Source organism: Vibrio sp. 10N.222.46.A1, from assembly GCF_041473595.1.
Lineage (GTDB): Bacteria > Pseudomonadota > Gammaproteobacteria > Enterobacterales > Vibrionaceae > Vibrio > Vibrio tasmaniensis_A.
Map to the genome: position 1 here is coordinate 1 of NZ_JBFRSN010000230.1, position 13,941 is coordinate 13,941.

Here is a 13,941-nt window from a genome sequence, read left to right on the forward strand (position 1 = left end):
GCTTTAATTTCTTTGCTCATTGTGACCTCTTGTAGTCATTATCCCTAACAGGCTGAGTAGATGTTCTTAAAATTATTGGGCTTTCAAACAGGAAACATTTTACAGAGATGTTAACAGTGTGAAAGTAGCTTTAAGTTAGCCTGTGAGCTAGACAACAATTCCCCCGCAGTTTATGAGAAATGCCGGAAACTGTTCTCTAAAAATAGTCTTTATATAAAGAATTAAGGTGACCCGAAAGTCACCTTAATAATTACTTTCTCAATTACAGTACTAGACGACGAATGTCAGATAGTGCGCTGTTTAGGAAAGTAATGAAGCGTGCACCTTCAGCACCATCGATCACACGGTGATCGTATGATAGAGACAGTGGAAGCTGTAGACGTGGTTGGAACTCTTTGCCATTCCAAACAGGCTTAATTTCAGACTTAGATACACCTAGGATACCTACTTCTGGAGCATTTACGATTGGAGTAAATGCAGTACCGCCAATACCACCAAGGCTAGAGATTGTGAAACAACCGCCTTGCATGTCTGCCGCTGTTAGCTTACCAGAACGTGCTTTCTTAGAAACAGCCATTAGCTCTTCAGATAGCTCGTAAATGCCTTTCTTGTTCACGTCTTTGAAAACAGGAACAACTAGGCCGTTTGGTGTATCAACAGCGATACCCACGTTTACGTACTTCTTAAGAATGATGCTTTCGCCATCTTCAGAAAGAGAAGAGTTAAACGCTGGGAATGCTTCTAACGCTTTAGCAACAGCTTTCATGATGAACACAAGTGGAGTGATCTTCATGCCAGTGTCTTTCTTCGCTTCGATTGCGTTCTGTTCTTTACGGAATGCTTCTAGCTCAGTGATGTCTGCGTTGTCCCACTGTGTAACGTGCGGGATCATTACCCAGTTACGGTGTAGGTTAGCGCCAGAGATCTTCTTAATCTTAGAAAGCTTCTGAACTTCAGTTTCGCCGAACTTGCTGAAGTCAACTTTTGGCCATGGTAGTAGACCAAGAGCAGAACCATCGCCGCCTTTGCCAGATGCTGCTGCACCAGACTCAAGACGCTTAAGTGCATCTTTAACGTAAGACTGAACGTCTTCTTTAAGTACGCGACTCTTACGACCAGTACCTTTAACTTTCGCTAGGTTTACACCGAATTCACGAGCTAGACGACGAACAACTGGAGATGCGTGAGCGTACTCGCCGTTCTCTTGGAAGTCGCCAGCTGCTGGAGCTACTGCTTCAGCTTTAGGTGCAGGTGCTGCTGCCGGAGCTGCTGCTTGTGCTGGAGCTGGAGCCGCTACTGCTACTGGAGCTGCGCCTTCAACAACGAAAGTCATGATTGAAGAGCCTGTTGACACTTTGTCGCCAGCTGCAATCTTGATTTCTTTTACTGTACCAGCGAATGGTGCAGGCACTTCCATTGAAGCTTTGTCGCCTTCAACAGTAATTAGAGATTGCTCTTCTTCTACTGTATCGCCAACCGCTACCATGATCTCAGTAACTTCTACTTCGTCACCACCGATATCAGGAACGTTCACTTCTTTCTCAGCAGATGCTGCTGGAGCCGCTGCAGCTGGTGCCGCCGCTGGAGCAGGAGCTGCTGCAACTGGAGCACCAGAACCCGCTACTTCAAATACCATCACTAGAGAACCAGTAGATACTGAATCACCAGAAGCGATCTTGATTTCTTTAACGATACCAGCGAATGGTGCAGGAACTTCCATTGAAGCCTTGTCACCTTCAACAGTAAGAAGAGATTGCTCTTCTTCTACTGCGTCGCCAATAGCTACCATGATTTCAGTTACTTCAACTTCATCACCGCCGATATCAGGAACGTGAACTTCTTTAAGCTCGTTCGCAACAGAAGGGGCCGCAGCTGCAGGAGCAGCTGCAACCGGTGCCGCCGCTTCAACTGCTGGCGCTGCTGCACCTTCCGCTTCGAAGATCATGATAAGAGAGCCAGTAGAAACAGAATCACCTTCTGCTATTTTGATTTCTTTAACGATACCCGCTTGAGACGCAGGAACTTCCATTGAAGCTTTGTCGCCTTCAACAGTGATCAGTGACTGTTCTTCTTCAACCTTGTCGCCAACGTTTACAAGAATCTCAGTTACTTCAACCTCGTCAGCACCGATGTCTGGTACATTAATTTCGATTGTCATTGTATTTACCTACCTTAATGCCAGTCTTATGCGTATTGCGGGTTAATTTTGTCTGCGTCGATGCCGAATTTAGCAATTGCTTCAGCAACTACTGATTTCTCAACATCACCACGTTTAGCCAGTTCAGTAAGTGCTGCAACAACAACGTAGCCTGCATTTACTTCGAAGTGACGACGTAGGTTTTCACGGCTGTCTGAGCGACCGAAACCGTCAGTACCAAGTACTTTGTAAGACTCAGAAGGCATGAATGCACGTACTTGCTCAGCGTAGTTCTTCATGTAATCCGTAACTGCGATTGCAGGTTCGTTACCAAGAACAGTTGTGATGTACGGTACTTTCTCTTCAGCTTCTGGGTGAAGCATGTTGTCACGCTCTACCGCTTGGCCGTCACGAGTCAATTCGTTGAACGACGTTACAGAGAATACATCAGATGCTACGCCGTACTCTTCGCTCAGGATCTTAGCGGCTTTACGCGCTTCGTTCATGATAGTACCAGAGCTCATTAATTGAACCTTAGACTTAGAACCTGCGTAAGACTCAAGCTTGTAAATACCCTTACGGATGCCTTCTTCAGCGCCTTCTGGCATTGCTGGCATTGCGTAGTTTTCGTTCATTACTGTTAGGTAGTAGTAAACATTCTCTTGGTTCTCACCGTACATGCGACGGATACCGTCTTGCATGATTACCGCTAGCTCGTAAGCAAACGTTGGGTCGTAAGAGATACAGTTAGGTACAGTGTTCGCCATGATGTGCGAGTGGCCATCTTCGTGCTGTAGACCTTCGCCGTTTAGAGTTGTACGGCCTGCAGTTGCACCAAGTAGGAAACCACGAGCTTGTTGGTCACCTGCTAACCAAGCCATGTCACCAATACGTTGGAAACCGAACATTGAGTAGTAGATGTAGAACGGAATCATCGGTAGATCGTTTGTGCTGTATGAAGTTGCAGCTGCAACCCATGAAGCCATAGAACCTAGTTCGTTGATACCTTCTTGAAGAACTTGACCAGACGTTGCTTCTTTGTAGTAAGAAACGATGCCTTTATCTTCAGGCGTGTAGTCTTGACCGTGTGGGTTGTAGATACCAACCTGACGGAATAGACCTTCCATACCGAATGTACGAGCTTCATCACAGATGATAGGAACAATGTTCTTACCAATGTTCTTATCTTTAAGAAGGATGTTAAGCGTACGTACATAAGCCATCGTTGTAGAGATATCACGCTTCTGTTCACCCAGTAGAGGTGCGAATGCGTCTAGCTCAGGAACTTTGAACTCTTGAGTGAATTTTGGCAGACGCTGAGGAGTGTAACCTTGTAGTGCTTTACGACGAGCATGTAGGTATTCGTACTCAGCTGAACCTTCTTCCAGTGTTAGGTAAGGAAGCTCAGATACTTTCTCATCAGAAAGGATGTCTTGTAGGCCTAGACGGTCACGTAGGTATTGTACGTGAGTCATGTCCATCTTCTTAACACCGTGAGCGATGTTCTTACCTTCTGCAGCTTCACCCATACCGTAACCTTTAACTGTCTTAGCTAGGATTACTGTTGGTTTGCCACCTGTCTCTTTTGCATTGTTGAATGCAGCGAACAGTTTAGAAGAATCGTGACCACCACGTTTCAGTTCGAAGATTTGGTCGTCAGTCATGTCTGCAACTAGTGCAGCTGTTTCTGGGTACTTACCAAAGAAGTGCTCACGTACGTATGCGCCATCTTTAGATTTGAATGTTTGGTAGTCACCATCGATAGTTTCATTCATTAGTTGAAGAAGCTTACCAGTCGTGTCTTTAGCTAGTAGAGAATCCCAGTTGCTACCCCAGATAACTTTAACAACGTTCCAACCTGCGCCTTTAAATAGGCCTTCAAGTTCTTGGATGATGCTACCGTTACCCATTACAGGGCCGTCTAGACGCTGTAGGTTACAGTTGATTAGGAAACATAGGTTGTCTAGCTTCTCACGCGCAGCGAAAGAGATAGCACCACGTGATTCTGGCTCATCCATCTCACCGTCACCTAGGAACGCGTATACACGCTGACCTGAAGTATCTTTCATGCCACGACCTTCAAGGTACTTAAGGAAGCGCGCTTGGTAGATAGCAGAGATAGGGCCTAGACCCATAGATACTGTTGGGAACTGCCAGAATTCAGGCATTAGTTTAGGGTGCGGGTATGAAGGGATACCTTTACCATCAACTTCTTGACGGAAGTTATCTAGCTGTTCTTCAGTTAGACGACCTTCAACGAATGCACGAGAGTAGATACCAGGAGAGATGTGACCTTGGTAGTAAACTAGATCGCCACCGTCTGTCTCGTTTGGAGCACGGAAGAAGTGGTTAAAACATACTTCGTAGAACGCAGCAGCTGACTGGTAAGAAGCCATGTGACCACCAAGGTCTAGGTCTTTCTTAGAAGCACGCAATACAATCATGATTGCGTTCCAGCGAATAATCGAACGAATACGACGCTCAAGAGTTACGTCACCAGGGTAAGCTGGCTCTTGTGCTGCTGGAATTGTGTTGATGTAGTTCGTGTTGATGCCTGTAGCCATATCAACACCATCTAAACGCGCTTTATCTAGAACTTGTTCTAGTAAAAACTGTGCACGTTCTACACCTTCTTCACGTACTACTGACTCAAGAGCTTCTAACCAATCTTGAGTTTCCAGAGCATCAACGTCATGCTTCATGTCAGACATGGCGATCTATCCTTTTTGTTAGTTGGATTCTACTAAACACGTAAAAAGCCGAAGTATTACGACTATTTACCCTGTTGGATTCGACGTAAAGAACGTTCGCGGCGCGACTCTTCTTTGGTCAAATCCATCAATGTTTCTTCGATGTAAGCTAAATGAGAGTGTGACATTTCACGCGCCTGTTCTGGCTGTCCTGAAACGATCGCATCTACAATATTAGCTCGATGTATACTCACTTTCTCCACAACGTCTTTACGACGATGCAACAGTTTTAAATTTTCTAAGACGTTTTGTTCGAGTAACGGAGCCAAACTACGAACAATGTGCAATAACACCACATTGTGCGCTGCCTCTGTTAAAGCAATAAGAAAAGCCATCACAGCTGCAGACTCGGCTTCAATATCACCCTTATCTTGCGCACCGCGAATTTTTTCTTGGCATGCTTGAATTCGAGCAAAGTCTTCATCAGTACCACGTAATGCCGCGAAGTAAGCCGAAATCCCTTCCATCGCATGACGCGATTCCAACAAGTCTAGTTGGGTTTCAGAATGGGAGGACAACAAATTAAGCAAAGGATCTGAAAAGCTTTTCCAGATATTTTCGCTAACAAACGTACCTCCACCTTGACGGCGAGTAAGCAAGCGTTTTGCTTCTAAACGTTGTATCGCTTCTCGGATTGAAGGACGAGACACATCGAACTGTTTCGCCAGTTCACGCTCAGGCGGCAGCTGCTGCCCTGGAGCCAGTGTTCCTTCCACTATCAACCTTTCTAACTCTTGTTCGATAACGTCCGAGAGTTTTGGCTGACGAATCCTTTGATAAGCCATAGTTTGTTGTTCTTCTTTTTCTTCGCTGACAATTGGTATTACCAATTTTAAGTTGGGCAGAAATTAACATAATTAAAACGCCACTGTCCAGACTAAAATTGACCTGAATCATAGAACACAGCACGAATTAACCATGATTTAACAAATGAAATTTAAAACAGCAACCAATTTGGTCTTACCATTTACAGGGGTAATACTTTTGGGGAGTATCCGTGCTAGAAAGTTTCAGGATAAAAATGGATTGTTTCAGAAAGATGAGTGCCACTTGATTAAAAATCAAACCAAGCGCACATTAGAGGTAGAAATCCTGTTCATAAGTTTTAATATTAGATCGTTTGATAAGCTCGTCACACTCTCGATTTATTGACGCCCTCCCCCTAACCACTTTATTTACATCGCAACAACAAAAATTCACAAGTCATTATGCTAGGCGTTGACTATTCAACCACCAGCAACAATAAGAGCATCTTCGATAATGAGGCTTAAACCTTGAGTTCGCCTTTAAACTTCTGCCAGTCGAAAACCAAACCAGGGTCAGTTTTGCGTAGCGGGGCTATATATTGATGACCAGTGATACGCTCGGTGGTTATTTGAGGGAAAGTCGATACGATCGTTTCTGTTAATCGAGAAAGCGCTTGGTACTGCTGCTCTGTATAAGCGATAAAGTCGCTTCCTTCCAGCTCAATACCAATCGAGTAATCATTACACCTTTTACGCCCCGAAAAGCTCGACTGGCCTGCGTGCCAAGCTCGGTCAAGAAATGACACAAACTGTACCACCTCACCATCACGGCGAATCAAGCAATGTGCCGAAACGCCCATTTGATGAATCACTTTAAAAAATGGATGATCTGCCGGATCAAGTTTGCCCGTGAAAAACTGTTCAATGTAAGGGCCGCCAAATTGGCCCGGTGGTAAACTAATGTTATGAACCACCAGCAGAGAGATATCGTCGGTGCTGGGTCTAGCATCAAAATACGGAGAAGGAACATGCCGAGCATTGTCGTACCATCCGTTGGAGCTCATCGTCATCTTAGTCTCGCTTTCTTTTCTACTAGCGCAATAAGATTGTGACTTTGCCCATAGAGCAGTCGCGCTAGCCTCTTTAATTTGAAGTTAAGCAAGAGTATCATTCCATTCCCACTCCCTTTCAAGATTAGATTTGCGATGAAAAACACACATAACAGCCACCAACGCCTTGATTACTTAAAAGAGCAACTGCCGCTAGAGATCACTCGCGCAGTCGCTGAGACCATCAAAGAAGATCTAGGTGGAACGTTAGATCCAGCGGCTGATATTACGGCAAGTCTAATCCCTGCAGACGCAATCAACAGCGCAACCATCATTACCCGTGAGCGCGGTGTGTTCTGTGGTAAAGCTTGGGCTGATGAAGTGTTTAAGCAATTGGGCGGTGAAGTCACTGTCGAGTGGAACGTAGAAGACGGTGACAAAGTTGAACCAAACCAAACACTTTGCACGCTAACAGGACCTGCTCGCGCACTTTTAACCGGTGAGCGTAACGCAATGAACTTCATTCAAACACTATCTGGTTGTGCGACGGCGACAGCAATCTACGCTGACAAAATCAAACACACAGAATGCCGCCTATTAGACACGCGTAAAACAATTCCAGGCCTTCGCAGCGCACTAAAATACGCTGTGGCTTGTGGTGGTGGCTTCAACCACCGTATTGGTGTTTTCGATGCCTACCTAATCAAAGAAAACCATATCATCGCATGTGGTGGCATTGAGAAAGCGATCTCGACAGCAAAAGAGCTGAACCCGGGTAAGCCAGTGGAAGTGGAAACAGAAAGCCTAGCAGAGCTTGAGCAAGCGATCAGCGCCGGTGCAGACATCATCATGCTAGACAACTTCACCACAGACATGATGCGTGAAGCCGTTAAAATTAACGCAGGTCGTGCAGCACTAGAAAACTCAGGTAACGTGACTTTAGATACGATTGCAGAATTCGCTGAAACGGGTGTCGATTACATCTCTGTGGGAGCACTTACTAAGCATCTAAAAGCAATGGACCTTTCAATGCGATTCAAAGCTTAATCTCATCGTTCTATCAATCACTTAACTTCAAGGCATGGCAATCAGCCATGCCTTTTTATTGCTTTTATTATCAGTATATCAATCAGTTAACTAAGCTGATCGCATAATTTTGCGCTCCATATGAAACAACACACCAATAAATACAAAACCACTCGCGCCTGCATCTGAACACCATTCCACTTCTAAATCTCAACTTCTATTCTTTCCATCAACGGGTGCTTGCACTGAAACAAACTAACGAATGGAATAGAACTATGAAAAACAAAAGAAAAAACCAGAAAGGCTTTACGCTGATTGAATTGATGATTGTGGTTGCGATCATTGGTGTGCTGTCTGCAATTGCAATTCCGGCTTATAAAGATTATGTATCTAAAAGTGAACTATCCTCTGGTTTAGCCACAATGAGAGCACTAATTACACCAGCAGAATTAATCCATCAAGAAAAGGGCGTGATCGTTCAAGCTACCGCTTTGGGCGATCTAGGAACAGCTACAGATGCAAATTCACTTGGTAAAATAACAGTTTCAGCTGACGACACACTGTTATTCACTTTTGGAGCAACTAGCTCAATAAGTGCAGCAACCTTAACATTTGCTAGAGGTAACTCTGGGTGGGTTTGTACTAACAGTAAACAAGCAACGATCCCTCTAGATGGCTGTGTGTAGTGCTAACCAACCTCCCAACAGTTCTCCGTCAGGCTAACTTACTTAGCCTGACTCAAGAACAAGCCGTTGCGGAACATGTACAAGCTTCAGGTATTTCTACACCTGAAGCTTTGCTCACTCTGGGCTTATTCACCGGCGAGAGCCTCGCTAATAACATCAAAACCATTTTCGGTTTGCCGTTAGTGCAACTGGCCAATACTGACTATGAAATCTTGTGTGACCAATTGGGACTTCGAGAATTGATCACTAAGTATCGTGCTATCCCAGTTGTTCTCACTAACTCTACTCTCACGCTCGCCTCTGCCGATCCAACCGACTTGCAAGCTGAAGACGATTTTAGATTCGCGACTGGATTGCAGATAGAACTCGTTGTCGCTAACTATTCAGAATTAGAAGGCGCCATACGAAAGCTGTATGGTCGCTCTATTTCCGGGCAAGACTCTAAGCGCAAAGAGATCACCCAAGATGAGCTCGCCAATCTTGTTGAAGTCTCTGACGATGAAATGAGTTCAATTGAAGATCTCAGTCAAGACGATTCCCCTGTCAGTCGATTTATCAATCAGATACTGGTTGATGCGGTGCGTAAAGGTGCATCAGACATCCACTTCGAACCTTATGAAGAAAACTACCGAGTGCGTCTGCGTTGCGATGGCATTCTTGTTGAGGTCCAACAGCCCGCGTCTCATTTAAGCCGTCGGTTATCCGCTCGTTTAAAGATTCTCGCCAAACTTGATATCGCTGAACGTCGCTTACCTCAAGACGGCCGTATTAAGCTGCGTTTGAACGACGAGCTGGCGATCGATATGCGTGTGTCGACTCTACCGACATTGTGGGGAGAAAAGATCGTACTGCGTCTTCTAGACAGCAGCGCAGCCAATTTAGATATCGATAAATTAGGTTACAGCGAGGATCAAAAAGCGCTCTATCTCAATGCCCTAAAACGCCCGCAAGGGATGATCTTAATGACTGGGCCCACAGGCAGTGGCAAAACGGTCTCTCTTTACACTGGACTTCGCATGCTTAACACCTCTGAGCGTAATATCTCAACAGCTGAAGATCCGGCGGAGATCAACCTGTGTGGTATCAATCAGGTACAGGTGACGCCAAAGATCGGTTTTGGGTTTGCCGAAGCACTACGATCGTTCTTGCGACAAGATCCTGATGTAGTGATGGTCGGTGAGATCCGTGATTTAGAAACCGCAGAGATCGCGATCAAAGCGTCGCAAACGGGTCACTTAGTCCTCTCGACACTCCATACTAACTCAGCTTCGGAAACCGTGACTCGGCTCGCCCATATGGGGATAGAACCCTTTAACCTCGCTTCGTCATTGAGCCTGATTATCGCGCAGCGACTGGCAAGGCGGCTGTGTAACCACTGTAAAGCAGCTGACAACTCGCCGGACATATTTCTACGTCACTCTATTCCTAACAATCAAACACTCTACAAAGCCACCCCACAAGGGTGCAATGAGTGTAATCAGGGCTATTCCGGTCGAGTAGGTATCTACGAAGTAATGCCGTTCACCGACAAACTAAAAAATAGTCTGATCAATAAACCTAACGCGTTAGAGATTGAAGATCTCGCGCGTAGAGAAGGAATGAGAACACTGCAAGAATCCGGTATCGATAAGTTGCTTGAAGGCACCACCAGCTATCAAGAACTGCAACGTGTTCTGTATCTATAATCCATCGGAGCACTCATGAGCACTAAACTGCAGTCACAATTAAAAAACTACCACTGGAAAGGCATAAACAGCTCAGGCAAAAAGGTGTCAGGGCAAACCTTGGCACTCGCTGAATTAGAAGTACGAGAAAAGCTCAAAGATCAGCATATTCAGATTAAGAAAATCAAAAAGAAAAGCATCTCAGCAGTCACTCGTTTAACACACCGAGTCAAAGCCAAAGACATCACCATTTTGACTCGACAACTTGCGACCATGCTTGCCACTGGCGTGCCTATCGTTCAGGCCATTAAGCTAGTGTCAGACAATCACCGTAAAGCTGAAATGAAATCAATTCTATTGCACATCTGTCGAGGTGTCGAAGCGGGAACCCCTATATCAAAAGCGATGCGGACGGCAAGCTCTCACTTTGACGACCTGTACACCGACTTGGTCGCTACTGGCGAGCTTTCCGGAAACCTAGCGCAAGTCTTTGAGCGCTTAGCAACCTATAGAGAAAAGAGTGAGCAGCTAAAGTCTAAGGTCATAAAAGCACTGATTTACCCCACAATGGTGGTCGCTGTCGCTTTGACTGTCTCTTACTTAATGCTCACCATGGTCATTCCTGAATTTGAATCGATGTTTTCAGGCTTCGGGGCAGATCTCCCTTGGTTTACTCAACAAGTACTCTCCCTTTCGCATTGGGTACAGGCTTACAGTCTTTATGCTGCTGTTGGCATATGGTTAGTCACATTATTTACCTACCAACTACGTCAACGGTCTTATTCCATTCGTTTATCATTCAGCCGTCTAGGCTTGCGATTCCCTATTCTTGGCGGAGTATTGGCCAAAGCCTCAATCGCCAAATTCAGCCGAACCTTATCAACCAGTTTTAGTTCAGGGATTCCTATTTTAACCAGCCTGAAGACCACAGCCAAAACCGCAGGTAACTTGCATTATGAATCGGCCATCATCGAGGTTCATCGTGAAACTGCCGCTGGCATGCCGATGTATATCGCGATGCGCAATACCGATGCCTTTCCTGAGATGGTTTTGCAGATGGTCATGATAGGAGAAGAGTCCGGTAACCTTGATGACATGCTCAATAAAATCGCATCTATTTATGAATTTGAAGTCGACAACACCGTCGATAATTTAGGTAAGATTCTAGAGCCACTGATCATCGTATTTTTAGGCACCGCTATTGGTGGGCTTGTTGTCGCGATGTACTTACCGATCTTTAATCTTATGAGTGTGTTAGGATAGCTAAAAGCAACCAAACACCCCTCAAGCAGAGAACCACTGCTTGTATTGATTAAGTGGTAAAGGACACTATGGAAGTATTTCACTACTATCCTTGGCTATTCCCCGTATTAGCTTTCATTTTTAGCCTTCTTATTGGCAGTTTCCTCAACGTAGTCATACACCGTTTACCGATTATGATGGAACGAGAGTGGCAACAAGAGTGCTCGGAGTATTTCTCTCAATATAAAATTCCAGCGCCAGAGGGGAAGTTCAATCTCAGTATCCCTCGTTCGGCTTGCCCGAAATGTAAAACCCAATTAAGAATCGTCGACAATGTTCCAGTATTAAGCTGGTTGTTCTTGAAAGGTAAGTGTCATAGCTGTGCTAACCCAATCAGTGCTCGCTATCCATTGGTCGAACTGCTGACTGCAATACTATGCACCGTAGTGGCTAGCCACTTTGGTTTCAGTTACTACGCCATTGCTTTGATTTTTTTCACCTTTGCATTGATTGCCGCAACCTTTATCGACCTAGATACCATGCTGTTACCTGATCAAATCACCTTACCTTTGGTTTGGTCTGGTATCGCTTTGGCACTGTTTAACATCAGTCCTGTATCGCTTCAAGATTCCGTCGTTGGCGCAATGGCTGGCTATCTAGCTTTGTGGTCTGTTTATTGGTTGTTCAAGCTACTAACAGGCAAAGAAGGCATGGGATATGGAGACTTCAAACTCCTAGCCGCATTAGGTGCATGGCTGGGGTGGCAACATCTGCCGATGATCATCCTTTTATCTTCGCTTGTCGGCCTTGTTTTCGGATTAACTCAGCTTCGCCTGAAACAGCAAGGTATAGATAAAGCGTTCCCATTTGGACCTTACCTGGCGATTGCGGGTTGGGTAAGTTTGATGTGGGGCAATGACATCATGGGTTGGTATTTCACTTCTGTACTAGGGATTTAATCATGGCAATCATTATCGGATTAAGCGGTGGGATCGCCAGTGGTAAAACGACGGTAGCTAATCTCTTCAGCGAACATTTTCACATTGATATTGTCGATGCTGATATCGTGGCACGTGAAGTGGTGGCGTTGGGCAGTGAAGGTCTAAAACAGATTGCGACTCATTTTGGTGAAGAGGTATTGCTCGAAGATGGGGCGCTAAACCGAGCTAAACTGCGCGAAGTGATCTTTTCTGATCCCACAGAGAAACAATGGCTCAATGAACTGCTTCACCCTATGATCCGCGACAAAATTGACAGTGACCTGTCTAAAATCACATCCCCATATGGTTTATTAGTCGCACCGCTATTGGTTGAAAACCAAATGCAAGGCATGACCGATCGCGTATTAATCGTTGATGTGCCGGTAGAAGTGCAAATAGAACGTACGATGAGTCGCGATAATGTTTCTAGGGAACAAGTTGAATCAATATTAAAATCACAGGTATCAAGAGAACAGCGCTTAGCAGTTGCAGATGACGTGATTAAAAACCATACTAAAAACCAAGAACTTTTGCCTCAAATCACAGATTTACATCAAAAGTATCTGGCAATCAGTGCTGTAGATGGGTCAGAATAGAACAATGTTGAATGAAGGTTTGCTCGATGATCACCCATAAATTTGAACATCCTCTAAATGAGAAAACACGCATCTACTTAAGAGTTGAATCACTCTTGAGGCAGTTACACCTGTCTTCTGCATTTTCCGATGCTCAACAGTATCAACTCTTTTTCCGTTCTATCTTTGATCTGATTGAAATATTCGAACAGATACAACTTAAGAGCGAACTCGCAAAAGATATTGAGAAACAGCGTGTAACCTATAAAAGTTGGTTAGATGTTGAAGGTGTCGATCAAGAGATGCTGACATCATTGCTCAATGATATTAGTCATATCTATCGTGAACTGATGCAGGCGGAACGTTTTGGGCAATCATTAAAAGAGGACCGCTTCCTTAGCGCCATTCGTCAACGCTTTAACTTGCCAGGTGGCTCATGTTGCTTTGATTTACCGGCTCTACATTATTGGCTTCATCTTCCTCTTGATAAGAGAGTTAGAGATGCTGAGACATGGATGAATAGCCTACAGCCTCTGTATGAAGCACTAACACTATGGTTGAAGCTCACCAGAGAGACTGGTCACTTTAAGGATCAGATCGCTCGTACAGGTTTCTTCCAAAGCGATGCTGATGAAGCGAATATCCTTCGCCTTTCAATTCCAATGCAGTACGGTGCCTACCCGATGATCTCGGGACATAAAAACCGTTTCGCTATTAAATTTATGAGCTTTGAAACTGGGCAAGCCTGTACTCAAGATATTGAATTTGAGTTGGCTATCTGCAGCTAATTCATTTCCTTTATTGTTTGGCTTGAGTCCTCACTCGAGCCTAAACTCACTATTATTACACCTTCAAATTAAGAATCACTATGTCGAAGAAAATCACCATCGTTAAATGCCCTCAATGTAACACTGACGTTGAATGGGGCGAACAAAGCCCGCACCGCCCGTTTTGCAGCAAGCAATGTCAGATGATTGATTTCGGGGAATGGGCTGACGAAGAGAACAGCATCGCTGGTGCTCCAGACATGTCGGATAGCGATGGTTGGTCGGAAGACCCACACTAGGCGCGAGTAGCGAGTAGCGA

11 protein-coding genes and 1 pseudogene are annotated in these 13,941 nt (G+C 45.0%); 8 read left to right on the forward strand and 4 right to left on the reverse strand.

Annotated elements, in window-relative coordinates:
• Nucleotides 1–262 precede the first annotated feature (262 nt).
• From aceF to ampD, 4 genes and pseudogenes are all read right to left on the reverse strand, one after another.
• Complete coding sequence (gene aceF, locus AB4496_RS07705; RefSeq protein WP_009847594.1) at nt 263–2,158, reverse strand: pyruvate dehydrogenase complex dihydrolipoyllysine-residue acetyltransferase; 1,896 nt, start codon at nt 2,156–2,158, stop codon at nt 263–265.
• A 26-nt stretch (nt 2,159–2,184) separates the two neighbouring features.
• A complete protein-coding gene (gene aceE, locus AB4496_RS07710) occupies nt 2,185–4,848 on the reverse strand; it encodes a pyruvate dehydrogenase (acetyl-transferring), homodimeric type (protein ID WP_009847595.1) in 2,664 nt (887 codons plus the stop codon).
• A 62-nt stretch (nt 4,849–4,910) separates the two neighbouring features.
• Nucleotides 4,911–5,672, reverse strand: coding sequence for a pyruvate dehydrogenase complex transcriptional repressor PdhR (pdhR, locus tag AB4496_RS07715; protein ID WP_009847596.1), 762 nt, complete (start codon nt 5,670–5,672; stop codon nt 4,911–4,913).
• A 482-nt stretch (nt 5,673–6,154) separates the two neighbouring features.
• Nucleotides 6,155–6,755: pseudogene (gene ampD / locus AB4496_RS07720) on the reverse strand (1,6-anhydro-N-acetylmuramyl-L-alanine amidase AmpD).
• A gap of 83 nt (nt 6,756–6,838) precedes the next feature.
• Here ampD and nadC point away from each other — a divergent pair.
• The 8 genes from nadC (at nt 6,839) to yacG (ending at nt 13,921) form a co-directional block, all read left to right on the forward strand.
• A complete protein-coding gene (gene nadC / locus AB4496_RS07725) occupies nt 6,839–7,729 on the forward strand; it encodes a carboxylating nicotinate-nucleotide diphosphorylase (RefSeq protein WP_009847600.1) in 891 nt (296 codons plus the stop codon).
• Nucleotides 7,730–7,983: 254 nt separating this feature from the next.
• Nucleotides 7,984–8,394: a prepilin-type N-terminal cleavage/methylation domain-containing protein gene (locus AB4496_RS07730; protein ID WP_009847601.1), complete on the forward strand. Its 411-nt coding sequence runs from the start codon at nt 7,984–7,986 to the stop codon at nt 8,392–8,394.
• The gene (pilB, locus tag AB4496_RS07735) at nt 8,394–10,079 is read left to right on the forward strand and encodes a type IV-A pilus assembly ATPase PilB (RefSeq protein WP_009847602.1); all 1,686 of its coding nucleotides are present in this window, start codon (nt 8,394–8,396) and stop codon (nt 10,077–10,079) included. Before AB4496_RS07730 ends, pilB begins: the two co-directional genes overlap by 1 nt.
• 15 nt (nt 10,080–10,094) lie before the next feature.
• Nucleotides 10,095–11,321, forward strand: a complete 1,227-nt coding sequence (locus tag AB4496_RS07740) for a type II secretion system F family protein (RefSeq protein WP_009847603.1) — start codon at nt 10,095–10,097, stop codon at nt 11,319–11,321.
• Between the two features lie 68 nt (nt 11,322–11,389).
• Nucleotides 11,390–12,259 carry an A24 family peptidase gene (locus AB4496_RS07745; protein WP_009847604.1) on the forward strand — a complete coding sequence of 290 codons (870 nt, stop codon included), beginning with the start codon at nt 11,390–11,392 and terminating at the stop codon, nt 12,257–12,259.
• 2 nt (nt 12,260–12,261) lie between these two features.
• Nucleotides 12,262–12,876: a dephospho-CoA kinase gene (coaE, locus tag AB4496_RS07750; protein WP_009847605.1), complete on the forward strand. Its 615-nt coding sequence runs from the start codon at nt 12,262–12,264 to the stop codon at nt 12,874–12,876.
• A 26-nt stretch (nt 12,877–12,902) separates the two neighbouring features.
• Nucleotides 12,903–13,643, forward strand: coding sequence for a cell division protein ZapD (zapD, locus tag AB4496_RS07755; protein ID WP_102257744.1), 741 nt, complete (start codon nt 12,903–12,905; stop codon nt 13,641–13,643).
• 80 nt (nt 13,644–13,723) lie between these two features.
• Nucleotides 13,724–13,921, forward strand: coding sequence for a DNA gyrase inhibitor YacG (gene yacG, locus AB4496_RS07760; RefSeq protein ID WP_017056605.1), 198 nt, complete (start codon nt 13,724–13,726; stop codon nt 13,919–13,921).
• The last annotated feature ends 20 nt before the right edge of the window (nt 13,922–13,941 follow it).

Excerpts from the sequence above, each read along its gene's own strand:
- coaE (WP_009847605.1), top strand. The coding sequence starts at position 12,262 with ATGGCAATCATTATCGGATTAAGCGGTGGGATCGCCAGTGGTAAAACG.
- aceF (WP_009847594.1), bottom strand. The coding sequence starts at position 2,158 with ATGACAATCGAAATTAATGTACCAGACATCGGTGCTGACGAGGTTGAA.
- AB4496_RS07745 (WP_009847604.1), top strand. The coding sequence starts at position 11,390 with ATGGAAGTATTTCACTACTATCCTTGGCTATTCCCCGTATTAGCTTTC.
- zapD (WP_102257744.1), top strand. The coding sequence starts at position 12,903 with ATGATCACCCATAAATTTGAACATCCTCTAAATGAGAAAACACGCATC.
- yacG (WP_017056605.1), top strand. The coding sequence starts at position 13,724 with ATGTCGAAGAAAATCACCATCGTTAAATGCCCTCAATGTAACACTGAC.
- AB4496_RS07730 (WP_009847601.1), top strand. The coding sequence starts at position 7,984 with ATGAAAAACAAAAGAAAAAACCAGAAAGGCTTTACGCTGATTGAATTG.
- pdhR (WP_009847596.1), bottom strand. The coding sequence starts at position 5,672 with ATGGCTTATCAAAGGATTCGTCAGCCAAAACTCTCGGACGTTATCGAA.
- nadC (WP_009847600.1), top strand. The coding sequence starts at position 6,839 with ATGAAAAACACACATAACAGCCACCAACGCCTTGATTACTTAAAAGAG.
- AB4496_RS07740 (WP_009847603.1), top strand. The coding sequence starts at position 10,095 with ATGAGCACTAAACTGCAGTCACAATTAAAAAACTACCACTGGAAAGGC.
- aceE (WP_009847595.1), bottom strand. The coding sequence starts at position 4,848 with ATGTCTGACATGAAGCATGACGTTGATGCTCTGGAAACTCAAGATTGG.